Here is a 23,000-nt window from a genome sequence, read left to right as displayed (position 1 = left end):
GACATTTTATCTTACATCTTTATATAACTTCGATATCGTCTCTATCGGCACACCATCCCGGTACATTTTTCTTAGCCGGTTCATCTTCCACATCACCTTTAACTGCGGAATCACCTTTTTAGGGAATCTCCGGTCTGACGTATAGATTCTGTGCCTAGCAATGCCAAGCTTTACTCCCATTTCCTTTAACGTAAGCGAAAACTGGTAATCTTCCATAATCGGAAGAGCCGGAAACATCCCCGCTTTGAAGAACAGTTCTCTTGTGATAAAAATCCCCTGATCTCCAAACATCACTTTTCTGTCTTTTATCCTATGATTTGAAATAACTCTGCATGTCCACATAAAAAACTGTCTGGAATGAAATGCAATGCCAAAGCATCCTGCTTCATGATCTTTTATCACTGCTTTGATTTCTTCCAGCGGTCTTTTCGGAAGTTCACTGTCACTATGAAGAAAGAAAAGAATATCTCCGGTACTTTCTTTTGCGCCAAGATTCATCTGGTTCGCCCTGCCTTTTTCCGAATGCAGTACTTTAAATCCCGGTCTGATCATCGACAATGTTGCGTCTGTACTCCCACCATCGACTAGAATGATCTCACACTTTCCCTGTAAGTTTTCTAATTGCTCCAACAGTTTCTCTATCGTTGTCTCTTCATTATAGATCGGCACAATGATAGAAATCTTCTGTTTTTTTAGCAGGTAACGTCCAGTATGTGTGTTCTGAAGTAACTTCTGCGTCCTCATCCGGCTCCGATACGCCGTAATATCATCTCTGTCATCCATATCCTGCAATCTTCTTACATATCCGATTGTCAGTCCCATTTCCTGTAATGGCTGCACGGTCTGCTCCAGTACATTTCCTGTTCCATATGTCTTCTTTTCAAACACTTCACATACCGGTCTTTTCATTCCGACCAGATAATACCCTTCGTCTACGGTGGGACCAAAGACTACATCATTTACATCCAAAAGCCTGAACGCATACTCCAAATCCGAACATTTCAGTTCCGGTATATCCGTTCCTATTAATACACAGGAATCATACCCTTTTTCCAGTACATATTCGATTGCCTGATACATCCTTTCTCCCAGACCTTCCCCTGTCTGGGGAATATATTCTTTTGCTTTCCTGAATAATTTTTCCAGATATGCTTTCCCTTTTTTCGGTGTGTAGCATACGAATATGTCAGCATTTACTTTTTCGCATTCCTGTGCAATATCTTTCAGAAAATTCTCATGAAGTTTTGCACATTCTTCCGGCGAAAAATATGGCATCATTCTTGTCTTTGTCTGTCCCGGAATGGGAACTCTGGTAAATACGATCACTGCCCTCTTCATTTCCGTCGTTATCCCCTTATATAAATTTTGTTTTCATTCTATTCAACATCGATTTCCCTGTATCGGCTTTTTCATCTGTTTCTAATATTTCTGTCAAAATATGAGTGACATTCTTAGATCCGTTCCGATTTAGATTGCCTGCACAGGACGCACAATAGCTGTAAATCTTCTGCCCGCCACTATTTTTTAACGCTGCTCCCATATTTTTTGCAAGTTCTGGCTCTTTTACAGGGGCACAGCCACCTAAACCACAGCACTGTACCTCTTCGATTGGAATCAGCTTTCCTTCTATGTATCGCTCTATCTCTCCTAACAGTTCTTTCTTTTCCCTGTCAGGACATGGAAGGAACACCTTTGCCGGAAACAGATTCTTCTTTCCGATTCCGAATTCCTCAAGCTTTTCATAGATGCTTACAACCTTTACTTCTTCCATTCTTGGTTTTAAATATGCATAGCAGTTCGGACAAAGCATGATTACTTCTTTGATTTTTCTTTTATGCAATTCTGATTGTATCTGACCTATAATCCTTTTTTCATCCTCTTTCATGCCAAGTTCTACAATCGGCTTTCCACAGCAGTCATATGCCACTCCTATGCCATATTTTTTCAGTTCATTTACCAGCCTCTTGGTCGTCTTTGGATAAAAAGAAGGAAAATTACATCCCGGAAACAGAATACTTTCCCCTTGTGCATGTCTGTAATTCCGGTATATATAATCTTTTTTTTCTTTTAACAGCATCCCATATCCTTTTTCTTCCAAAGTTCCACCGGATTTTTCTACTTTTTCTCTCCGGAGATTTAGAATATACTCTCTTCCATCAATATTCTCAGGGCATACCTCTGTGCACTTTCCACACAGGAAACAATGATAAGAAAGCTCTTTTAACTTCTCTGTATCTCCGATATCTATTCCGTACTTTTTTAGAAATTCACACTGATTCTGGCAGACGTGACAATGGGTACATGCTTCTACTGTATTGTTATTCTTCATTTTTTTCCTCCTGCACATAGTGCTTCTTAAGAAACGCACCAAGCCCTATTACAATCCCTGCCAGAACAATTGCTATCCCGATATAAAGAATACGGTTCTCTTTGTCTGCAAGTCCTGCCATTCCAACCGTATACATAGCTGTTCCCGGAAGCATGAAGATCAAAGAACAAATGGAATATGTTGAAAATTTAATATCTGTCACACCATAAGCAAAATTCTGCAGATTATACGGAAATAATGGAACCAGTCTTGTGATCATTAGAATAAATACTTCATTATTTCCAGACTCATCAAATAACCATTTTTTTAAATATTTGTTCTTCATCGCCATCGGCTTAATAATGTCCTGTAAGAAAAATCTTCCTGCAACAAATGCTACCATAGCCCCAAGTGTAGTCGCTACGGAACAACAGATGGTTCCAAGTACCGGTCCAAATACCAGACCTGCAACGATTGCAAATGTCACCCCCGGAAGTGCAAGTACCACACAGCTTATGATGGTAAGTATGGTATAGATGCCAATCGCCAACACTAAATTTTCCTGTACCATGTTTTCCAGGAATTTCAGATTCTCTGTATTTCCCAGATAAGAAGACCAGCCAAATATGTGATTTAATATCAAAATCAGAACAATAATTCCGATAAATATCCACAATTTTTTATTTTTCATTCTTTTTTGTCCCCACTGCAATTCCATTTCTGATAATCTGCATCAGTGTCGCTGCCCCAAGAAACGGCATTAAAAAGTAATATGCCGGAAACGATTCTATAGATTTCAACACTGTAATTCCCAAATAACTAATTCCTAATATCTGCATGATCACAATCATTACAAAATCTATCTTTCCCAACAATTCTTTTTTCTTCCTATATCCCACAATAATTAATACGATAAGTACAATAGCAGCAGCAACTGTAATATATTTTAGTATATCATAAACCGGGTTCTTCTGGATCTGCATATTCTGATAATTCACCCACCGGAGCATCCCCAGTTTTTTTCTTGTAAAATATTGGAACGCATATCCTCCGATCAAAAACGCTATGGTTAATAAATCTAAACATATATAAATAATTTTTTTCATTTTTCTCCTTAATACTACCAAACGCTGTCACCGATATCCAGTGACAGCGCCCATAACCTTTGTATTATATTTTCGCAGAAATTCTCTACACTTTCTGCTATGTTTTATTTTGCAGCTTTTCCTGTAGGAAGTTCTCCAACTGTTGTGTGAACACAATCATCACTTGCCGGATCACCAACCTGTACCGGATAGTCATCATGCATTAGCCATTCATACCATCCACCATCATACACAGAAATGTTATCATATCCATTTTCATAAAGTACAAGGAATGGTACTGTTGCTCTCCAGCCTGTTCCACAGTAGAATGCAAGATGATTGTCTAATGTGAAATCACAGTCTTTCCATACTTCTTTGAATCCGTCCAGGTTCTTTACTGTTCCATCATCATTTGTAAACCATAACAGATTCTTTCGAACACCTATCTTTACTCTGTTACAAAAGCTGCGGATACATCACCGTCTTTTGCTCCATTCTCAATGATAAACAAATTATCTGTATCAAATCCTGCATCTTTCATTACTGAAATTGCTGTTTTTGCACATTTATTACCACTGTAGCAGAGAATATATACAGGCTCATCCTTGTCCATCTTGTCTTTTGCAAGATTGTACATCTCTGTCTGTGCTTCCGGTGTATCAAATTCCTTCAGGCTGCACTGAAGTGTTCCTTTCAGATGACCTGCTTTATAGGTATCATCATCACGAACATCTAAAAATTGTACATCTTTATCTCCTACCTTGTCAACGGCATCCTTTCCTGATACATATTTCCAATCGATATTTTCTTCTGTACGGTCTGTGGTCAATGCCCCATTTTCTTTACCAAGTGCTTCTGCTCCACCTTCTACTGTATAGATGGATGTTGGTTCAATTCCTGCATCTCTTAATACAGCTGTTGCTTTTTCAGCTCCACGTTTTCCACTGTTGCAGATAACATAGATATCTTTTCCGTCATTCAGATGATCTTTGGCATAAGTTGTCATCTCATCTACCAGGGAATCGTCCTCCAATGGGAAGATTGGGCACCACTCTGAATTTGCAACTCTTCCTTTGGAATAATTTTCCCATTCTCTTACATCTAACACGTGAACTCCGTCTGCAATTACTGTATCTGCTGCGGATACATACTGGTATTCATCATCTGCCAGCTCTTTCTTTTCCTCTGTATCCTTTTTATCATCCGTCTGTTCTGTCTTCGTATCGGATGTCTTATTATCAGCCTTGGATCCACATCCAACAACCATTGTTCCTGTCATTGCAGCTACCAGTAATAATGTCACAATTTTCTTTTTCATCTTATTTTTCCTCTTTTCTTCTTTTTTAATTAAAACTCAAGTTTCTTTACAATATTTTTCATCTGTACCCCGTGTACAAGACTTGCTCCGCCGCGGATCGCCGCTGCTACATGTACCGCCTCTGTCATCTGTTCTTCGCTGACACCTTTATCCAGGCAGTCGTTCGTGTAAGCATCAATACAATATGGGCACTGTACGGTATGTGCCACTGCAAGTGCGATCAATGATTTCTCTCTTGCAGTCAGCGCACCCTCTTCGAATACCGCATTGTAATAAGCAAAGAATTTTTCTGCCAACTCTGATGCTTTTTCCCCGATTGTCCCAAACTTTGCAAGATCCTCCGGATTGTAATATGTTTCCATATTCTTTTTCCTCCCTTTTTTTTATTTTCCGGACTGTCTGTCCATATATATCTTTCTCAGCATAAAAATTAATGCCGAAAGAGAAAACAAAATCAATAGTGCTGTTACAAGAAGTTTCGCTCCGCCAGTCAGCATACCGCCCACATAAGAATAGACGATGGTTGCCGGTAACTGTCCGATTCCCGTAGCAACAAAGAATGAAACAAATGACATCGAAGTAAGGCCTGCCGCATAACTAACAATGTCAAATGATACAAACGGAAGAAGACGACAGATTAAAATCGTATTCTTTCCATAACGTTCAAAAAATGTATCAATTTGTTCAAGACCTGTTTTACTTGTTAATTTTTCCGCCACGTCACGTCCTAATATTTTTGCAATATAAAAGCATACTGCTGCTCCCGCCATTGCACTGCTCCATGAAAGGATCGCACCTTTCCACCATCCAAACAGGCTGGCATTGGCAAATGTAATTAAAAATGCCGGAAGCGGTGCTGCGATTGACTGAAAAATCATCAACAAGAAAGACATCAGTGCCGCATATACCCCATATGACGCAACAAAATCTCTTACAACTGTAAAGTCTCCGCTTGCAAACATCTTAAATATCTGGTTCATTGTCTTATGTATCTCCGGTACCCATAAATATGAGGCAATACATACCAGTAAAACTATAATCAGGGTTCCCTTTTTTATCCAATCATTTTTCTTTTTCATATATTCCCCCTTCATTCATGACTTGCATGCTATCATTAAATATTATTTTACCAATAAATAATCTATCTGTCTAATTGTGTTTATTGATATGTTTTCATCATTTATATATTATTTCTATATATGTATACTTTCATCAAATCCCCGCTTTTACCGGATAACAATACAAAGCACACAGAAAAATCGGATCTTTAAGATTTTTCTATGTGCTTATTTTTTACTTATCCTTATTCACTTTCTCTTCCAAGCCTGATTTTTTCCATTTTCTTCACAAATTCATCATCCGCATGATCAAACAGATAGTTCCTGTCACTGACCCGTTGTTTTTCATTATCTTCTTCAATCAATTTCTTCGTATACTCAATCTCCTCCAGAAAATCTCTCGACGAAATACGGGTTCCACCCTGCCCCATCGTGATTACCTGCTCTACCCCATCGGAAGTCACGACCGTCACATGATACTTTCTTCCGATATGATGAACGACCTTTTCAATGTACTGATCGGCAGTTTCGGCTTCTTTGGTATATACGACATGGATATTATGATACTTCTGGATCTCCAGTGCATAGCCTTCTACCTTGTATGCATCAAATACCAGAATCAGGACACATTTCTTATACCCCTGATAATTACACAGGATATCCATCAGTTTGTCTCTGGCAGCCTCGATGCTGACTTTTGCCAGTTCTTTCAGCTCTTCCCATGCGAAAATAACATTGTATCCGTCAACCAGCAGGTATTCCTGCATAGCCTTTTCTTTTTTGCGCTGCTTTTTCGCATACTCACTTTCGTAAGTTTTTGGTGTCAGTCCACCTTTTCTTTCTACTTTTCCATATGTGCGGATAAAGATTTCTTCCAGTTCTTTTTCTGCTGCTTTAGAATAGACTCCCGGTGTTCTGGCCGCTCTCGGTACCTGTCTTGCTGCCTGCTCGGACTGCCTCTTTGCTTCTTCTAATGCCTGTTCTTTTTCAAGCTGATTCTCCAAATGCATGTACTCTGGCACTTGATTCCATGGAACGTTAAATCCTGCACCATGGGAACAGAAGACGGATCCTGTCGGATTCTCGATATCGCGCTCCGGATCATAACCAATCTCTTCGATCACTGCCTCTGCGTTCCGGCAAGGTTCATAGCCGCGGAACGTACAGGTCAGATGTCCCTGTCCTCTTGTATAGGAATTCACTTCCATCTGATAATCCCGCATACCTGTAACCGGTGCATATCCCTCGATCGTCGTCATCTCTCCTTCTGTCTGCGGTGTACCGGTCTCCCCATTCATCCGCTGAATATCTGTAAGTGCCCGTCCGATCATTCCCGATGGAATTTCCAGCTGAAAATCATAATACGGTTCCAGCAGCATACTTTCGGCCTGCATCAGTCCTTGGCGCACCGCACGGTAGGTCGCCTGCCGGAAATCCCCGCCTTCGGTATGTTTCAGATGTGCCCGTCCTGCCGTCAGTGTGATCTTCATATCCGTGATCACAGAACCTGTCAGCACACCCCTGTGTTCTTTTTCCAGAAGATGGGTAAGGATCAGACGCTGCCAGTTCTTGTCTAACATATCCTCACTACAATCCGTTCCGATCACAATACCGCTGCCTCTTTCTCCCGGTTCCATCTTCAGATGTACTTCCGCATAATGCCGGAGCGGTTCGAAATGCCCCACACCTTCCACTGTATTCTGGATGGTCTCTTTATATACGATATTTCCCGTATCGAATTCCACATCTACACCAAACCTGTCTTTGATCAGACTTTTTAATATCTCGATCTGGACTGCTCCCATAAGTTTTGCATGAATCTCTCCCAGTTCTTCATTCCATACGATCTTAAGCATTGGGTCCTCTTCTTCGAGTATACGTAAATTTCCGAGCATTTTGTGGACGTCACACCCCTCCGGGAGTTCGATCTTGTAGCTTAAGACAGGCTCCAGTGCCGGTGCTTCGGAATCGCATTCTATGCCAAGGCCTTCACCTGGATAAGTATAATTCAATCCAGTTACTGCACATACCATACCGCTTTTCGCTTCCTGTACCATCTCATATTTTTCACCGGAATAAATGCGGATCTGATTGACCTTTTCTTCCCAGCTGTTCATAACTGTCTCCGATCTATCTTGTGCAAGGTCGGATTCCTTCTTACTCTGCTGCTTTCCTGCTATTCCGGTCAATGTATCTTTTACCTTCAAAGTTCCGGATGTCACTTTCAGATACGTCAACCGGCTGCCAACTGGATCTCTGGATATCTTGAAAACTTTCGCGCCAAAATTACTTGTATTAGTATCTGTGCTATTTATCTGTTCATTCTTTTCAACATAAGCAGTCATCCCATCCATGAATTCCTGTACGCCTTCCATCTTCAGCGCCGAACCAAAATAACACGGATATACTTTCCTGTTACCGATTATCTCAGCAATTGTATCCTCTTCTATTTTCTCCGACTCCAGATACTCTTCCATCGCTTTCTCATCACACATGGCAAGACTGTCATACGTTTCTTCCGTTATCTCCGAAAAATCGATACATCCTTCATCCAGTCTGTTCTGCAGATCTGCCAGTACCTTTGCCTTATCCGTTCCCATCTGATCCATCTTATTGATGAATATGAACGTCGGTATCTGATATCTTTTGAGCAGTCTCCAAAGCGTACGCGTGTGTCCCTGAACCCCATCGGCACCATTGATCACCAGGATCGCATAATCCAGTACCTGTAAGGTACGTTCCATTTCTGCAGAAAAATCCACATGCCCCGGTGTATCCAGGAGCGTTATCCCCAGATTTCCCATCTTTAATTCTGCCTGCTTGGAAAAGATCGTGATTCCTCTTTCCCGTTCCAGCTCGTATGTATCTAAAAATGCATCTTTATGATCTACCCGTCCAAGTTTTCTGATCTGCCCACTTAAGTAAAGCATGCATTCCGATAATGTTGTTTTCCCGGCATCTACGTGAGCCAGGATTCCAATTGTAATATGTTTCATAATTTCTTCCCTTATTATCTGTCGTTATCAGTCACTATTACCATTACTTATCAGTATTCTTTTTTACGATATTCTTATTATACATCATAATTTATATTTTGTACTTTTTTTCATAATTTTGCAATTTACTATTGTTTTTTCCTGAAAAATCTGTTTGACTATTAGTGAGGACATATTAAAAAAAATAATAAATAAGCGAGGTATTGTTATGAAACCAATAAAAGAAGGTAAAGTCCGTGAAATTTATGATAACGGAGACAGCCTGATTATGGTTGCCACTGATCGTATCAGTTGTTTTGACGTAATTCTTAAGAATATTGTTTCCAAGAAAGGAACTGTTCTGACGCAGATGTCTAAATTCTGGTTCGACCTGACAAAAGACATTCTTCCAAACCACATGATCTCTACTGATGTGAAAGATATGCCTGAATTCTTCCAGAAACCAGAATATGACGGTAACAGCATGATGTGCAAAAAGCTTGAGATGCTTCCAATCGAATGTATCGTACGTGGTTACATCACAGGAAGCGGATGGAAGAGTTATCAGGAGAATGGTACTGTATGCGGCATCAAGCTTCCGGAAGGATTAAAAGAATCAGATAAGCTTCCAGAGCCAATCTATACACCATCCACAAAAGCTGAGATCGGAGATCATGATGAAAATATTTCTTACGAGCAGAGCATTGCCCACCTTGAGAAATATTTCCCTGGTAAAGGCGAAGAATATGCAGCCAAGCTTCGTGACTGTACGATCGCTCTCTATAAAAAATGTGCAGACTATGCATTAAGCCGTGGTATCATTATCGCAGATACCAAATTCGAATTTGGTCTTGATGAAAATGGTAATATGGTTATCGGTGATGAGATGCTGACACCGGACAGCTCTCGTTTCTGGCCTGTAGAAGGTTATGAACCGGGACACGGACAGCCGTCGTTCGACAAACAGTTTGCACGTGACTGGCTGACTTCTCACCCGGATAATGACTGGAACCTTCCGGATGATATTGTCCAGAAAACAATTGACAAATATCTTCAGTGCTACAAGATGATCACAGGTGAAGAACTTGCTTAATTCCCCTGTATTCAGAGATAATGAACTCCTTGCCGTTTTCTCGATCATCTGATCAGGTAGCAATGCAGAGGATCTGCCACCGGCAGTTTCTCTTGCATATTTTAGTATAAATACTCCCGCCGGGACTGCCACTCTGACAGCTTCTGCGGGAGTTTTATTATAATACATGAACTACCTTTGAACATTATTTCTTCATCTTCGGCTCAAAGACAAGCGATGCCAGATAGCCAAAGATAAGTGCTGCAGATATTCCAACGGCACTTGCCTTAAATCCGCCCATAAATATCCCGATGAATCCTTCTTTATCTACAGCTTCTTTGACACCTTTCCACAAAAGATTACCGAATCCCAATAATGGTACACTGGCACCGGCTCCTGCATATTCCTGAATCACCGGATATATCTTCAGTGCTCCTAATACAGAGCCGCTGCACACCAAAAGCACCATAATTCTTCCCGGCATCAGCTTTGTCCGGTCCAGCAATATCTGTGTCAGTGCACAGATCAGACCTCCCACCCAGAATGCATTGATATAATCCATATTATGTTTCCTCCCTGTATGTTTTTGTCTAACAGTGTTCCAGCACGATTCCATGTGCAATTCCCGGAACACTTGCTCCCTCATTGTAACTGACCGTCGACATCAGTGCTCCTGTCGGAACGAACAGTACCCTCTTCCACTCACCGCTTGCAATGGCAGGCAGGATATACGCCGATAACGTTGCTGCAGCACATCCGCAGCCACTTCCTCCCGCATGGGTATCCTGCCTGCTCTGATCAAATATTGTCATCCCACAATCCATATGTCTTTCTTTGATATCGTATTCTTTTTCCCGCATAAGATCAAATAATATACTCTGTCCCACATATCCGAGATCTCCGGTAATGATCCGGTCATAATCTTCTTCTTTTCTTTCAAAATCTTCCAGATTCCGGATGATCGTATCGCAGGCTGCCGGAGCCATACATGCGCCCATATTCTGCGAATCCTTCAAGCCATAATCCACAATCTTACCGACCGTCACTCCGGTGATCCTCACATGACTCCTGTTCTTTCCAACAATAAATGCTCCACTTCCGGTCACCGTCCATTGTGCAGACAGCGGTCTCTGATTCGCATAACTGAGCGGAAAACGGAATTCCTTTTCTGCACTTCCGAAATGGCTGGATGTCACTACGAGCATCCGCTCTCCGTATCCTGCCGCCACACACATCGATGCCAGGGCGAGTGCTTCCCCTGACGTTGAACATGCACCGTACAGACCAAACATCGGTATCTGCAGCTGTTCAACTCCAAGTGATGTTGCTACTCCCTGCCTTAGCAGATCGCCTCCGAACAGATACCGGATGGCTCCTGCCGTCAGATGTGCTTTACCAAGTGCCAGCTGACAGGCTTCTTTCTGCATACTGCTTTCCGCTTTTTCCCAGGTGTCCTCCCCGAACATATCATCCTGACCCACCATATCAAACCTGCTGCCAAGTGGTCCTTCCCCTTCTTTCTTACCGACGACAGATGCACTTTCCTCAATATACGGAGATGCCTTAAATGCTATACTCTGCTTTCCTTTTATCATATTCTTATATCCTCCTGCTATATTTCCATACAGATTATCCCGCAACTCCTGCCGCTTTTAGCAGCCAATAGAACAGTCCAAGCAGCCAGCTTGTAAATATCCCATACAGGATCACCGGTCCGGCAATGGTAAATATCTTGCACCCGATTCCTATAACCTGTCCTTCTTTCTTGTATTCAATCGCCGGTGCTGCCACTGAATTGGCAAATCCCGTAATCGGTACCAGCGCTCCTGCACCGCCCCACTTTGCGATCTGTGGATACAGATTGCATCCGGTAAGCACTGCACTCAGAAGCACCAGAAGCATCGAACACCAGCTTCCACTCATATCCCTGCCCAGTCCCGCTTTCTCGCAGATATTCAGAATGCCTTGCCCGATCACACAGATGACACCGCCTGTAACGAATGCTTTCGCCATATTTACCGGCAGATTATGCACCGGTGTTTTCTGCCTGACATAATTTTCATATGACTGTTGTTGTTTTTTCTTCTCCATATCATCACCACCTCTTCCAGAAAAACAATAATGCGCCCAGACCTTTTCCAAATGCGATTCCAATCATCACCGCTGCAATCCCTCTTACCATACGGATTCTCCTGATAAAGATCGGAAACAGATCCAGCATTTCCGTCAAAGCCATTGCCCAGCAGCCCACAAAGATTCCTCCGAACAGTCCCATAACCGGAAGCAGACAGCCTGCGAACGGAACCGCCGGATGATACACAGAAATAACGGCGCCCAGACTTCCTCCGGCTGCAACCGCATCTTCATATAACATAACCTGTTCTCCTGTATGTGTCCGGTCGGCAAAGTCCGATATCACACCCAGGCCTATGATAAAAGAAAAAAGTCCGCCTGCCGCCGTAATCCCTGCACTAAATCCCAGTAGTGCCAGACATATGTTTTTCGCCAACATCCAGTTCTTTCTCCTTTCTGGAATATGTCTCTACCAGCGTTGTCTGTATATCATTCTCGTAAAGACGCATCTCCACCTCCATCGGTGTCGGATCTACCGACAATCGTTTTTTTCCGAAATGATTGAAGAATGTCAGAATTCCTATCACAATACCAATACAGTATGTGAACTCCAGGATTGTAAATCCATCTGACTTTGTACCGGTTAAAAGTTCATATACCTGTCCAAACATTCTGGTCACACCTACATCATTATTGAATGCCATTGTTGAAAATGCTGCGCCAAAGAAACTGATCAGTACTACAGCCACAATCTTAACGACATGGATGATCCCGCCTTTTCCATCCTGTTCCTCATACGTCACGATAAAATCCGTTTCTCCGATATTTTCTACTGCTGCATCCGGATAGATCTCATGAATCTTCTGTATCACTTTCAGAAGTGATACCACTGTTCTACGCTGTCTCTTATCATCCGGATGATGAAAGGTCAGCAGATGAATGCTCCGGATCCTGGCAAGCATTGCCGGGTCTGTACACTCTATCTTCAGCACATCACCGATCATCACGGATGTCTTTGCCACCTCAACATTCCGGTCTGCCTTTATATATACAGTGCCTGCCTTCCCTGCCATCTTTCTTCACCTCCGTTTTTTCATCCTGATAGTATACCGTCTTCTTTACCAACGTTCCTTCATTTACTCCGTGACTGCCTTTTACATCATGAAAATAATAAATAAATCCTATGATCACTGCTGCTGTAATAACAAAGATCAGGCACATCCTGATCTTCTTTCTGCCTTCTTCCAACATTCTCACCCTTTCTTCCCATGCTTTCTTTTACCGGATCTCATGAGTTAGTATGCCGGATTCTGACAATTCTATGCATGGATTCCATACATAGAATCGATCCCTGACGTGCCTGTTATAACTTCTCTCTTAAATTTTTTAATATCTTCTTTTCCATTCTGGATACCTGAACCTGTGAAATTCCAAGTTCTTTTCCCACCTGTGTCTGTGTCTTTTCCGAAAAATATCGTAGATAGATCAGCTTTCTCTCGTCCTTATCCAGATTTTTCAGCAGTTCTTTCAATAGCAGATGATCTACAACTCTTTCTTCTGCCGCATCAGCCTGACCGACTTTCTCCATCAATGACATTTCCTGTCCTTCTTTTTTACAGACAGGTCTGTGCAGTGATTCCACATCCGTACATGCATCCATTGCCATCGTCAGTTCTTCCGGTGCGACCTTTAAATCTTCTGCAATCTCTGCAACCGACGGCTCTCTTCCCAACTCTTTTCCGAGCCTTTCCTGCGTCTGATACGCTTTGTATGACAGTTCTTTCAGTGAACGACTGACCTTGATCATTCCGTCATCTCTCAGGAACCGCTTAATTTCACCGCTGATCAGCGGGACTGCATAAGTTGAGAATTTCACTTCAAAACTCAGATCGAACTTGTCAATTGCTTTCAGCAGTCCGATCGTTCCGATCTGGAACAGGTCTTCCATTTCTGTTCCGCGCCCTGCAAAGCGTCTTACGATACACCAGACCAGTCCCGTATTTTCCTCCACAATCTGTGCTCTTGCTTCGTCATCCCCTTCGTGAGATTTCTGAATTAAAGCGATTGTGTGGTCCATATCTTTCGTCCTTTTCCGATTGTCTTTTTCATTTTCACAATGGTTCCTTTTCCCGGTTCGGAACTCACTTCAACCTGATCCATGAATGCTGTCATAAAAGAAAATCCCATTCCTGACCGGTCAAGTTCCGGCCTGGTGGTAAATAACGGCTCCATCGCTTTTGTCACATCTTCGATTCCTTTTCCATGATCTTCCACTTCTATCTCCAATGTGTCTTCACAGGTTGCACATCGGAGGAATATCTTCTCCACCCGGCATTCATAGCCATGAATCACCGCATTCGTCACAGCCTCCGACACAGCCGTTTTTACATCTGCAACTTCCTCAACTGTCGGATTCAGTGATGTCATAAATGCTGCAACGGCAACTCTGGCAAATGATTCATTCGAGGAATAACTGTCAAAAATAATCTGCATTTCATTGGTATTTTCCATTTTATTTCTCCTCCTCATATATCTGCATGATTTTTGTTACCCCTGACATAGTCAGGATCTTACGGATCCGTTCGCTGGTATGTACCGCACAGACTTCGCCGCCCAGCATATAGATTTTACGGTAACGTCCCATGATCACTCCGATTCCCGAACTGTCACAGAATTTCGTATCTGCAAAATCAAAGATCACATACCGGATATGATTATGTTCAATCAGATGATCGGATTCCTTTCTTATCTCTTCCGCATTGTGATGATCCAGTTCCCCCGGTAAAAATATAGTCAGATAATTCTCCTGTACCTGATACTTCATGTTATAACTCCCCATTTACATCTTTCTATTATTTTGCATAGTGCATAAACAAAAAAGGACATACACCTCTTACGTGTATATCCTTCTCTTTTTGTATTTCTGCCATTTCTATACCAGGACAACGCATATCCTAGTTATTATTCTTCTTACTCTTCTGTGCATTCTGCGTATCAAGTGCTTCCTGTGCATCGGTCGCAGCCTGTGTTCCCTCATGCTCTTCTATAATCTTCTGATAATACGCATTCGCCTTATCCTGCTCACCCTGTTTTTCATAAGACTGCGCAAGCAAAAGCATGGCCTCTCCGTTCTGGTATCCCTCATCCATCTGTACCACCTGCTCCAGATTTGTTACCGCCGTGTCATAATTTGCCACTTGATAATTCTTCTGGGATGTTGCATACAGGCTTTCACAGACTCTTGGATAAATCTTCTCTGTCAGACTGTCATATTCTTCTTTTCCGGATGTGCCAAGTGTATCTGCATTAATCTTCAGCAGTTCTTCTGCCAGCGCAGAATTACTCATATCTCCGGTTGAATAATGCGATACAATCGTCATCAGTGACTCATAACTTGACTTTGTCACCTCCGCAGTCTGTTTCTGTTCCTCTGCAGCTTTGGTATCTGTACGGTATGTTTCCAGTTCTTTTTTCAGTGCACTGATCTGTGACTTCTGCGTCGCAATCTGATCACTGAACTTCACCGTCTGCTTGTTCACCTTGCTCTGTCTGGATGCAGATACTGCCGGCATGACCAGGAAAGCCATAACCGCAACTCCGACAGCTACACCAATTGCAATATTTATCATTGTGTGCAATCCGACATTATCCTTAAGACCGGATGCGACAGGCTGGATGATCGTTTCATTTCCGATATTATAAGTTACCGTCTGTCTTCTTTTTTTCTTCGTTCCCGTATCTTTATCATCGACCAGGCGCACATTCCTTGACTTCCGCACCTGATTCAGTTCATGCATGTAACGCATGGTGATATCATCTGTCTTGTCCAGCTTGTGTGCGATCCGGATATTCTTTCTCGCCTCGGAATACTGTTCATCCATAATGTAAAGCAGTGCCAGAAGCTGATATGCTTTCACATATGTCGGATGCATCTCAATTGCTTTCTTAAGCTGGAGTACAGCCAAATCCTCACAACGCTGGTAACAGTAATCCAGTGCCTGATTGTATCTTTTGATCGCCTGATTGATCTGATCCAACTCGTCTTTTTTCTCTTTTATCTTTATAATATAATAATTGGCAATGTTCTCTTTCGGCTGGAGATTCTTGCTTAACACCCATTCCGTCAGTGCTTCTACCACATCACCTCTTCCGTAATAGACAAGTCCCAGAAGATTTCTCGATGCGATGTTATCTCTGTTATATTGTAAACTCTTTTTCAGCGATGTGATTGCTCCGGTCAGATCCCGGATGTTCGCTCTTTTAAGCCCGTCATTATACCAGTAGTTCGACTGATACGCCAATTTTGTTGTATAATCCATATACTTCCCTCTATATTTCCGTTACTGTTCATACAGCGCTGAGACTTTCCATTCCGGAATTCTTCCCTGTGAACTGTAACCGCTTTTCTTTGCCGCAGTTTACTGTGGATCGTCCTGCTTCGTCTGTTCGATCACTTCTCTTAAAAGATCTGTCATATCTGTCAGATCATCCTGGTAAATCGCATCTCCCAGTTCCTCTACTTCCAGACTAGGCTGGAATTTCTTTAATTCTTCTTCAAAATCAAGCATCTATGGCACCTCCTGCCAGTAACTTTTTTATCATCCCTACAAGGTATAATGAGCCAAGACAGTATATCTCTCCTGACTCCCCCCGTTTATCCAGTGCCGTTCTGACGGCATCTTCCAATCGTTCTTTACAATACACCGGTCTGTCTGTATACCGGCGGAAGATATCTGCAAGTTCCTCAACCGGAACACCTCTCTCGTCTTCGATCTGTGTGACGATATATGCTTTCACATCCAGATTCCCGCACAGGTATTCTATCATCTCATCGTACTTCTTATCCGATACTGCGGAAAATAATAATATCATCTCACCGCGTTCAGACTCATCCAGTGCCTTTACGCTTTCTACAAACGCCTGCATTGCACCCGGATTATGCGCACCGTCTACCGTGATATGTGCTCCGATCCGTTCCATACGTCCTTCCCAGTGAAGCTGTGCAAGTACCTGTTTCCACCGGTCCATATGTATCTCTTCTCCCGCAAGCAGATATTCCGACGCTTCCAGTGCAAGTTCTGCATTCATCGCCTGATAGCATCCGCACATCGGCACCTGAAAGATAACATCTTTATCATACGCACTCCGTCTGGAAAATGCAATATATTTCCGGTGAACTTCCCGGATTTCATACGCATGATTCGTGACTTCTCTACAATATACGCCCAGTTCTTCTCCCTTTGTCCGGATTACTTCTGCCGCTTCTTTATTACTTCCGTCAAAGAATACCGGAACTTTTGGTTTAATGATTCCGGCTTTTTCAACTGCGATCTTCCTGATCGTATCACCAAGAATCGCCGTATGATCCAGACTGATAGACGTAATGATGGACAGTGCCGGCTTCTCAACCGCATTTGTTGCATCCAGTCTTCCTCCCAGTCCGGTCTCCAGGATAATATATTCTACATCTGTTTCTGCAAATGCAGTCATCCCCATTCCGAATAAAAATTCAAAATAAGACGGATGTTCGATTCCATCTTCCACCATCCGGCGGACTGTTTTTAAAACCTTGCGGAATACTTCAAGAAATGTCTTATTATCTATCTGTACATTATCCATCCGTATCCTTTCATTTACAGATACAAGATGAGGGGATGTAAAGAACCCGGTTCTCTTCCCCTCTGCCATAAGTATGGCCTGTAAGTATGCACATACAGACCCTTTTCCATTGGTTCCGGCAACGTGGACGATTTTCCTGTCCACTGCCGGATTTCCTAATCTTTTTAAAAATAATTTTGTGTGCTCCAGCGTATGTTTTTTTGTAAATTTCGGAATTTCTTCGATATATGCGGCTGCCTCTTCATATGTGAACACTTCTGGTTCTTTTTTATTTAACATCATATTCCTGATCCACCCAAGATTTGTTCTTATCGGTTGCTGTACCTTCCTGTTTTACAAGCTGTCCGTTCTGATAAATATATTTATCGGACATCCGGAAGATTGTATCACTGGAGCCAACCTGTCCGACCTGTATTACATCTCCGTCTTGCAATTCTGTCTCTGATAGATTAATACGTGTATTATTCAGGAAACTGCTCTTCTGCTTTTCTCCATTCACATATACGCGGCTGTATTTTGTAAAGTTCTCGCCGTACAGACTATATCCGCTGCTGAGCTGCGGAACAATACTGCTCAATGACACATCACGGATTCCCATTACCATATGCCCTTCCGTGATCGGAGGATGATTGTTATAAACATACTGCTTTCCATACAGGATATCATACTGCAGAAGTTCCAGGTCTGAAAGATAATTCTTCGTTCCTTTTCTCTGCTGATGGTAATTGAACACTGTACCGGAATGAATATCCAGTCTGTTCAGGATCTCTGACATCAGCTGGTAAGCAGGAATATTCTTGTCCTGTTTCTGAAGTCCGACATTATCCCAGATCACATAATTTGTATTATATAAATAACGGCTCTTTAAGTCTTCTGCTTTCAGTCCCATGGTTGGAAGATGATCCCCATAAAATACAACTACAGACGGTTCCTTTCTTGCTTCCACTGCCTTGATCAGATCACCAACAAACTGATCCATCTCATAGACCTGATTCACATAATATTCCCATTTATTTTTTAGTGCTTCATCTTCAATTCCTTCAACCTTGATCTTTGGATTTTCGATCAACTGCGTCTCCGGATAGTTTCCATGTCCCTGAACACTGACAGTGAATACAAAGTCTTCTTGATCTGATGTATCCATGGCTTCCATGATATGCTGTGTCAGGATCTCATCCTTCGCCCAGCCGTTCTCTGTCGTCTGAAGGACATTCATGAACTCCTTACTGGTAAATGTATCAAATCCCATATTGTTAAAGACATTGGCACGGCTATAGAAGTTACCTGTATTATCATGCAATGCATGTGTCCCGTATCCAAGTGCGGCAAGTGCGGTTGCAGCACTCTCTGTCGGATGTTTCTTCGAGTATGTCTTATATGGATATTCTCCCGGTCCGAAGTAACGGAGATTCATTCCTGTCAGTACTTCAAACTCTGTATTTGCCGTACCGGCTCCCACCGACGGTACCTTGAAATATCCGGATGAATAATTCTGGTATAAATTATGCAGGTTTGGACACGCATCTTCAGATGTGGTAAAGAACTCTGCATTTGCCACATCAAAATATGACTCCAGCTGTACTACAATAATATTCGGAAGTTCATCGGAAGAACGGCTTGTTGTGCTCTTATTCAGCTCTCCGTTTTTATTGATCTTTGCCATTTTTTTCTTTGTGTACCCGTTTGGCTCACTGATTCCGGTATTGAACAGACTCGCCGAAAAACAATATGGAAGACCGTAATCTTCATAGGCAAATGCAATATTTCCAAAATACGTAGATACTACTCTTTTGTCTATTGCTGCATTCGTGACAAATGTGTAAAGTATGCAGCACACAACAATTCCCAGCAGCGATGCTACGTGGTGTAGCTTTCCTGTATACTGTCCGCCGCGTCTCCACATCGAGACCAGCCAGACCACAAGCGCAGCTGCTCCGATAGCGATCACAACGACTTCAAAGCCATTACAATAGTTATTGATCAGTGCGATTCCGTCTCCTGCGATTTTAAGATCCTGTGCATTAAACGGTGTAACCCTCTTTAGCAGGATATATCCATTGGCAATTCCGAGGATAATCCACAACGCACTGATGATGATACGGACGAAGATCCTCCGCTTGAACAGATATACAATAGAGAAGGTTACGAAGATCATAAACGCATTGTACAAAAATACCAACGGTGTTCCTGTCATATAGTTCCAGGCAGCAGCGAGCGAATGTCTGGAAATTGCTTCTATTGCAAAGTTAATGATGCACGCAAGCAGTGCATGAAATATCAAAGAGAATCGGTTCATGAATGCATAGACCGGCTGCATCTTCTTTGCAAATGCACTGTTACGTCTTGCTTCCAGTATTCTCTCGCGTCGTTCATGTCTGCCTTTCCAGTATGCAATGACATCCTCTTTCTTCAAATTTCTTATTTTGCGGATTTTTCCCTTGATATCCGGTTTCTTTAACTGAAATTTTTTCATATAATCCCCTTTGATATCTAATCCGCAGCTATCCTGTTACTGATAACTGCGGAAATATATGGTTGTCTATAGGTTTTAATATTTATAACTTTCTTCTCTTAAGACTGTTTTGCTTTTAATCCTTCCAGCCTTTCTTTTACCTGAGCCATCATCTGCTGATAAGTTTCCAGTTTTTCTCTTTCTTCCTGAACCTTTGCAGCCGGTGCTTTACTTACAAATTTTTCGTTGTTCAGCATTCCGTTTGAACGTGCGATCTCTTTTGTCAGTCTTTCCTCTTCTTTTGTCAGACGTTCGATCTCCTGTTCAAAGTCGATCAGCTCTTCCAGTGGAAGATATACCGTTGCATCCGGAACTACAATAGATACTGCGTCTTCCGCAATGCCTTCTGTCGTCTTCTGAAGTACCAGTTTATTAAGTGCTGCCATATTCTGAGCTGCATTACTTAACATTGCAAGACCTGATCCGAGCTGTTCATCTTCACATACAACATAAGCAGTTGCTTTTCTTGAATTTGGAACATTCATCTCTGCACGTACGTTACGGATACCACGGATGATCTCTTTGTAGTGCTCTACAATGTTCTCTGCGATCGGGAAGTTCCAGTCTTTTTCATATACCGGCCAGTCAGACATCATCAGTGACTCTTCTTCCGGTACTAACTTGCTGTAGATCTCTTCTGTAACGAACGGCATATATGGATGAAGCAGTTTCAGAGATTTCTTCAGTACTTCTTTCAGTGTCCATAATGCATCGTTTGCTCCCTGTGGATCTTCCTCTGCATGGTAGATACGGTATTTTGCAATCTCAATATACCAGTCACAGAATTCATCCCATAAGAAGTCGTATATCTTGGAAAGTGCGATACCAAGTTCAAACTTGTCCATATTTTCTGTTACATCTTTTACAAGATTGTTGCACTTGGACATGATCCATCTGTCAGCCGGACGTACAGTAAAATCAGCCGGTTTTTTCAGTTCTTTATCGCCCAGATTCATCATGATAAATCTGGAAGCATTCCATACTTTATTTGCAAAGTTACGGCTTGCTTCTACACGTTCATTGTAGAAACGCATATCATTACCAGGTGCATTACCTGTCATTAATGTCATACGAAGTGCATCTGCACCATACTGATCGATGATCTCCAGCGGATCGATACCATTTCCAAGGGATTTACTCATCTTGCGTCCCTGTGAGTCACGGACCAGACCATGGATAAATACTGTATGGAACGGTGCTTTTCCAGTATGTGCATATCCTGAGAATACCATACGGATTACCCAGAAGAAGATAATATCATAGCCTGTTACCAGAACATCTGTCGGATAGAAGTAATCCAGATCCTCTGTCTTATCCGGCCATCCGAGTGTTGAGAATGGCCACAGTGCTGAACTGAACCATGTATCCAGTGTATCTTCATCCTGTGTAAAATGTGTGCATCCGCATTTCGGGCATTTCTCCGGTGCGCCGTGTCCAACTACTACTTCACCACACTCGTCGCAGTAATAAGCCGGAATTCTGTGTCCCCACCAGATCTGACGGGAAATACACCAGTCACGGATATTCTCAAGCCAGTGCAGATAGATCTTATTGAAACGTTCCGGAACGAATCTTAAGTCGCCGTTCTTGATCGCTTCAATCGCTGGTTTTGCAAGGTCTTCCATCTTAACGAACCACTGCTGCTTGATCATTGGCTCTACGGTTGTGTGACAGCGGTCATGTGTTCCTACATTATGAGAATGTGGAACCACTTTTACCAGATATCCCTGCTCTTCCAGATCAGCTACCATCGCTTTTCTTGCTTCGTAGCGGTCCATTCCGGCGTATTTTCCACCGTACTGCTCGTTGATCGTTGCATCATCGTTCATGATGTTAATCTCTGGCAGGTTGTGGCGTTTTCCAACTTCGAAGTCGTTCGGATCATGTGCCGGTGTGATCTTAACCGCACCTGTTCCGAACTCTTTGTCTACATAGTAATCGGCAACGATTGGGATTTCTCTGTCTGTCAGAGGCAGTTTACACATCTTTCCTACGATGTCTTTGTATCTTTCATCATCCGGATGAACTGCGATCGCAGTATCTCCAAGTAATGTCTCCGGACGTGTCGTTGCGATCTCCAAATAGTCGTCTGTTCCAACGATTGGATACTTGATATGCCAGAAGAATCCGTCCTGCTCCTCATGTTCAACCTCTGCATCAGAAAGAGAAGTCTTACATACCGGACACCAGTTGATGATTCTGGAACCTTTGTAAATATATCCTTCGTTATATAATTTGATGAATACTTCTTCTACCGCCTTGGAACATCCTTCGTCCATTGTAAAACGCTCTCTGTCCCAGTCGCAGGATACACCTAATTTTTTAAGCTGTCCCTCGATCGTTCCGGCATATTCTTCTTTCCACTGCCATGTTCTTTCCAGGAATTTCTCTCTTCCTAATTCTTTCTTGTCAATTCCTTCTTCTTTTAACTGGTTTGTAACCTTAACTTCTGTCGAGATAGCTGCATGGTCTGTTCCCGGAATCCAGAGTGCATTGTATCCCTGCATTCTCTTATAACGGATCAGAATATCCTGCAGTGTATTATCAAGGGCATGTCCCATGTGAAGCTTACCTGTAATGTTCGGTGGCGGCATTACTGTGGTAAATGGTTTCTTACTTCTGTCAACTTCGGCGTGGAAATATTTGTTATCACACCATTTTTCATATAACTTTGCTTCAATCGCTTTGGGATTGTAAGTCTTTTCCAGGTTTTCGCTCATAGTTTCCTCCTCATTTCACACTTTTTTCACATTTTTTTATTACATGAAAAAACCCTTTACATTACGTAAAGGGCGATTGTAGTCGCGGTACCACCTTCATTATACAGGAAAACTCTTCCCCATATATCTCATCTTATTCTTTAACGGGAACGACTCCGGGATGAACTACTACCGTCTTATCATATGTCTCAGGTTCACTCATCCGGCTCCGAAGCTACCTTCCTACGTCTCGTATTCCTTAAGTGTCTCTCAGCCGATGG

Annotated in this window: 24 protein-coding genes and 1 other annotated feature (1 of these 25 only partly in view); of the genes, 1 reads left to right on the top strand and 23 read right to left on the bottom strand. The window is 42.4% G+C overall.

What is annotated here, in order from left to right; genetic code table 11:
• Nucleotides 1-6 precede the first annotated feature (6 nt).
• From OCV72_RS07745 to OCV72_RS07705, 9 genes are all read right to left on the bottom strand, one after another.
• Nucleotides 7-1,338, bottom strand: a complete 1,332-nt coding sequence (locus tag OCV72_RS07745) for a TIGR04283 family arsenosugar biosynthesis glycosyltransferase (RefSeq protein ID WP_022415873.1) — start codon at nucleotides 1,336-1,338, stop codon at nucleotides 7-9.
• Nucleotides 1,339-1,354: 16 nt separating this feature from the next.
• Nucleotides 1,355-2,329: a heterodisulfide reductase-related iron-sulfur binding cluster gene (locus OCV72_RS07740; RefSeq protein WP_055282924.1), complete on the bottom strand. Its 975-nt coding sequence runs from the start codon at nucleotides 2,327-2,329 to the stop codon at nucleotides 1,355-1,357.
• The gene (locus OCV72_RS07735; RefSeq protein ID WP_055282922.1) at nucleotides 2,319-2,999 is read right to left on the bottom strand and encodes a TVP38/TMEM64 family protein; all 681 of its coding nucleotides are present in this window, start codon (nucleotides 2,997-2,999) and stop codon (nucleotides 2,319-2,321) included. The genes OCV72_RS07740 and OCV72_RS07735 overlap by 11 nt, the downstream gene beginning before the upstream one ends.
• Complete coding sequence (locus tag OCV72_RS07730; RefSeq protein WP_055282920.1) at nucleotides 2,989-3,414, bottom strand: hypothetical protein; 426 nt, start codon at nucleotides 3,412-3,414, stop codon at nucleotides 2,989-2,991. Before OCV72_RS07730 ends, OCV72_RS07735 begins: the two co-directional genes overlap by 11 nt.
• Before the next feature lie 104 nt (nucleotides 3,415-3,518).
• Entirely contained in the window at nucleotides 3,519-3,782 is a 264-nt protein-coding gene (locus OCV72_RS07725; RefSeq protein WP_330369016.1) for a rhodanese-like domain-containing protein, read from the bottom strand.
• A 59-nt stretch (nucleotides 3,783-3,841) separates the two neighbouring features.
• A complete protein-coding gene (locus OCV72_RS07720) occupies nucleotides 3,842-4,711 on the bottom strand; it encodes a rhodanese-like domain-containing protein (RefSeq protein ID WP_055282918.1) in 870 nt (289 codons plus the stop codon).
• Between the two features lie 29 nt (nucleotides 4,712-4,740).
• Complete coding sequence (locus tag OCV72_RS07715) at nucleotides 4,741-5,073, bottom strand: arsenosugar biosynthesis-associated peroxidase-like protein (RefSeq protein ID WP_022415879.1); 333 nt, start codon at nucleotides 5,071-5,073, stop codon at nucleotides 4,741-4,743.
• A 21-nt stretch (nucleotides 5,074-5,094) separates the two neighbouring features.
• A complete protein-coding gene (locus OCV72_RS07710) occupies nucleotides 5,095-5,790 on the bottom strand; it encodes a TVP38/TMEM64 family protein (protein ID WP_055282916.1) in 696 nt (231 codons plus the stop codon).
• A 224-nt stretch (nucleotides 5,791-6,014) separates the two neighbouring features.
• Nucleotides 6,015-8,765, bottom strand: a complete 2,751-nt coding sequence (locus OCV72_RS07705; RefSeq protein WP_055282914.1) for a translation factor GTPase family protein — start codon at nucleotides 8,763-8,765, stop codon at nucleotides 6,015-6,017.
• Between the two features lie 208 nt (nucleotides 8,766-8,973).
• Here OCV72_RS07705 and OCV72_RS07700 point away from each other — a divergent pair, with 208 nt between their 5' ends.
• Complete coding sequence (locus OCV72_RS07700; RefSeq protein ID WP_022415882.1) at nucleotides 8,974-9,837, top strand: phosphoribosylaminoimidazolesuccinocarboxamide synthase; 864 nt, start codon at nucleotides 8,974-8,976, stop codon at nucleotides 9,835-9,837.
• Between the two features lie 184 nt (nucleotides 9,838-10,021).
• Here the strand turns inward: OCV72_RS07700 and spoVAE are convergent, their stop codons facing one another.
• From spoVAE to OCV72_RS07630, 14 genes are all read right to left on the bottom strand, one after another.
• Complete coding sequence (gene spoVAE, locus OCV72_RS07695) at nucleotides 10,022-10,378, bottom strand: stage V sporulation protein AE (RefSeq protein ID WP_028087137.1); 357 nt, start codon at nucleotides 10,376-10,378, stop codon at nucleotides 10,022-10,024.
• 28 nt (nucleotides 10,379-10,406) lie between these two features.
• Nucleotides 10,407-11,411, bottom strand: a complete 1,005-nt coding sequence (locus OCV72_RS07690; protein WP_055282912.1) for a stage V sporulation protein AD — start codon at nucleotides 11,409-11,411, stop codon at nucleotides 10,407-10,409.
• Nucleotides 11,412-11,445: 34 nt separating this feature from the next.
• A complete protein-coding gene (locus tag OCV72_RS07685) occupies nucleotides 11,446-11,907 on the bottom strand; it encodes a SpoVA/SpoVAEb family sporulation membrane protein (protein WP_055282910.1) in 462 nt (153 codons plus the stop codon).
• A 4-nt stretch (nucleotides 11,908-11,911) separates the two neighbouring features.
• Nucleotides 11,912-12,328 carry a stage V sporulation protein AB gene (locus tag OCV72_RS07680; protein ID WP_028087134.1) on the bottom strand — a complete coding sequence of 139 codons (417 nt, stop codon included), beginning with the start codon at nucleotides 12,326-12,328 and terminating at the stop codon, nucleotides 11,912-11,914.
• Complete coding sequence (locus tag OCV72_RS07675; protein WP_055282908.1) at nucleotides 12,288-12,962, bottom strand: stage V sporulation protein AA; 675 nt, start codon at nucleotides 12,960-12,962, stop codon at nucleotides 12,288-12,290. Before OCV72_RS07675 ends, OCV72_RS07680 begins: the two co-directional genes overlap by 41 nt.
• The gene (locus tag OCV72_RS07670; protein ID WP_044924819.1) at nucleotides 12,913-13,140 is read right to left on the bottom strand and encodes a hypothetical protein; all 228 of its coding nucleotides are present in this window, start codon (nucleotides 13,138-13,140) and stop codon (nucleotides 12,913-12,915) included. The genes OCV72_RS07675 and OCV72_RS07670 overlap by 50 nt, the downstream gene beginning before the upstream one ends.
• 112 nt (nucleotides 13,141-13,252) lie before the next feature.
• Nucleotides 13,253-13,966: a SigF/SigG family RNA polymerase sporulation sigma factor gene (locus OCV72_RS07665; protein ID WP_055282906.1), complete on the bottom strand. Its 714-nt coding sequence runs from the start codon at nucleotides 13,964-13,966 to the stop codon at nucleotides 13,253-13,255.
• Nucleotides 13,945-14,400: an anti-sigma F factor gene (gene spoIIAB / locus OCV72_RS07660; RefSeq protein WP_055282904.1), complete on the bottom strand. Its 456-nt coding sequence runs from the start codon at nucleotides 14,398-14,400 to the stop codon at nucleotides 13,945-13,947. Before spoIIAB ends, OCV72_RS07665 begins: the two co-directional genes overlap by 22 nt.
• Nucleotide 14,401: 1 nt before the next feature.
• A complete protein-coding gene (gene spoIIAA / locus OCV72_RS07655; RefSeq protein WP_055282902.1) occupies nucleotides 14,402-14,713 on the bottom strand; it encodes an anti-sigma F factor antagonist in 312 nt (103 codons plus the stop codon).
• 130 nt (nucleotides 14,714-14,843) lie between these two features.
• Nucleotides 14,844-16,208 (bottom strand): tetratricopeptide repeat protein, encoded by a 1,365-nt coding sequence (locus OCV72_RS07650; RefSeq protein ID WP_055282899.1) that lies wholly within the window; start codon nucleotides 16,206-16,208, stop codon nucleotides 14,844-14,846.
• Nucleotides 16,209-16,307: 99 nt separating this feature from the next.
• Nucleotides 16,308-16,457 carry a hypothetical protein gene (locus OCV72_RS07645; RefSeq protein WP_006428236.1) on the bottom strand — a complete coding sequence of 50 codons (150 nt, stop codon included), beginning with the start codon at nucleotides 16,455-16,457 and terminating at the stop codon, nucleotides 16,308-16,310.
• Nucleotides 16,450-17,790 carry a bifunctional folylpolyglutamate synthase/dihydrofolate synthase gene (locus OCV72_RS07640; RefSeq protein WP_055282897.1) on the bottom strand — a complete coding sequence of 447 codons (1,341 nt, stop codon included), beginning with the start codon at nucleotides 17,788-17,790 and terminating at the stop codon, nucleotides 16,450-16,452. Before OCV72_RS07640 ends, OCV72_RS07645 begins: the two co-directional genes overlap by 8 nt.
• Nucleotides 17,777-19,981, bottom strand: coding sequence for an LTA synthase family protein (locus OCV72_RS07635; RefSeq protein ID WP_055282895.1), 2,205 nt, complete (start codon nucleotides 19,979-19,981; stop codon nucleotides 17,777-17,779). Before OCV72_RS07635 ends, OCV72_RS07640 begins: the two co-directional genes overlap by 14 nt.
• A 98-nt stretch (nucleotides 19,982-20,079) precedes the next feature.
• Entirely contained in the window at nucleotides 20,080-22,740 is a 2,661-nt protein-coding gene (locus OCV72_RS07630; RefSeq protein WP_055282892.1) for a valine--tRNA ligase, read from the bottom strand.
• Between the two features lie 65 nt (nucleotides 22,741-22,805).
• Nucleotides 22,806-23,000, bottom strand: a binding site (T-box leader) (it continues 57 nt past the right edge of the window).

The organism is Dorea amylophila (assembly GCF_025567265.1).
Classification (GTDB): Bacteria; Bacillota; Clostridia; order Lachnospirales; family Lachnospiraceae; genus Dorea_A; species Dorea_A amylophila.
The sequence above is the reverse complement of the archived record's forward strand: the minus strand, read 5'-3'. Positions and strand labels throughout refer to the sequence as shown.

Excerpts from the sequence above, each read along its gene's own strand:
- OCV72_RS07705 (WP_055282914.1), bottom strand. The coding sequence starts at position 8,765 with ATGAAACATATTACAATTGGAATCCTGGCTCACGTAGATGCCGGGAAA.
- OCV72_RS07690 (WP_055282912.1), bottom strand. The coding sequence starts at position 11,411 with ATGATAAAAGGAAAGCAGAGTATAGCATTTAAGGCATCTCCGTATATT.
- OCV72_RS07710 (WP_055282916.1), bottom strand. The coding sequence starts at position 5,790 with ATGAAAAAGAAAAATGATTGGATAAAAAAGGGAACCCTGATTATAGTT.
- OCV72_RS07670 (WP_044924819.1), bottom strand. The coding sequence starts at position 13,140 with ATGTTGGAAGAAGGCAGAAAGAAGATCAGGATGTGCCTGATCTTTGTT.
- spoIIAA (WP_055282902.1), bottom strand. The coding sequence starts at position 14,713 with ATGAAGTATCAGGTACAGGAGAATTATCTGACTATATTTTTACCGGGG.
- OCV72_RS07635 (WP_055282895.1), bottom strand. The coding sequence starts at position 19,981 with ATGAAAAAATTTCAGTTAAAGAAACCGGATATCAAGGGAAAAATCCGC.
- OCV72_RS07700 (WP_022415882.1), top strand. The coding sequence starts at position 8,974 with ATGAAACCAATAAAAGAAGGTAAAGTCCGTGAAATTTATGATAACGGA.
- spoVAE (WP_028087137.1), bottom strand. The coding sequence starts at position 10,378 with ATGGATTATATCAATGCATTCTGGGTGGGAGGTCTGATCTGTGCACTG.
- OCV72_RS07650 (WP_055282899.1), bottom strand. The coding sequence starts at position 16,208 with ATGGATTATACAACAAAATTGGCGTATCAGTCGAACTACTGGTATAAT.
- OCV72_RS07735 (WP_055282922.1), bottom strand. The coding sequence starts at position 2,999 with ATGAAAAATAAAAAATTGTGGATATTTATCGGAATTATTGTTCTGATT.
- OCV72_RS07680 (WP_028087134.1), bottom strand. The coding sequence starts at position 12,328 with ATGTTGGCGAAAAACATATGTCTGGCACTACTGGGATTTAGTGCAGGG.
- OCV72_RS07665 (WP_055282906.1), bottom strand. The coding sequence starts at position 13,966 with ATGGACCACACAATCGCTTTAATTCAGAAATCTCACGAAGGGGATGAC.
- OCV72_RS07685 (WP_055282910.1), bottom strand. The coding sequence starts at position 11,907 with ATGGAGAAGAAAAAACAACAACAGTCATATGAAAATTATGTCAGGCAG.
- OCV72_RS07720 (WP_055282918.1), bottom strand. The coding sequence starts at position 4,711 with ATGAAAAAGAAAATTGTGACATTATTACTGGTAGCTGCAATGACAGGA.
- OCV72_RS07630 (WP_055282892.1), bottom strand. The coding sequence starts at position 22,740 with ATGAGCGAAAACCTGGAAAAGACTTACAATCCCAAAGCGATTGAAGCA.
- OCV72_RS07645 (WP_006428236.1), bottom strand. The coding sequence starts at position 16,457 with ATGCTTGATTTTGAAGAAGAATTAAAGAAATTCCAGCCTAGTCTGGAA.
- OCV72_RS07745 (WP_022415873.1), bottom strand. The coding sequence starts at position 1,338 with ATGAAGAGGGCAGTGATCGTATTTACCAGAGTTCCCATTCCGGGACAG.
- OCV72_RS07740 (WP_055282924.1), bottom strand. The coding sequence starts at position 2,329 with ATGAAGAATAACAATACAGTAGAAGCATGTACCCATTGTCACGTCTGC.
- OCV72_RS07640 (WP_055282897.1), bottom strand. The coding sequence starts at position 17,790 with ATGATGTTAAATAAAAAAGAACCAGAAGTGTTCACATATGAAGAGGCA.
- spoIIAB (WP_055282904.1), bottom strand. The coding sequence starts at position 14,400 with ATGGAAAATACCAATGAAATGCAGATTATTTTTGACAGTTATTCCTCG.
- OCV72_RS07675 (WP_055282908.1), bottom strand. The coding sequence starts at position 12,962 with ATGGCAGGGAAGGCAGGCACTGTATATATAAAGGCAGACCGGAATGTT.
- OCV72_RS07715 (WP_022415879.1), bottom strand. The coding sequence starts at position 5,073 with ATGGAAACATATTACAATCCGGAGGATCTTGCAAAGTTTGGGACAATC.
- OCV72_RS07730 (WP_055282920.1), bottom strand. The coding sequence starts at position 3,414 with ATGAAAAAAATTATTTATATATGTTTAGATTTATTAACCATAGCGTTT.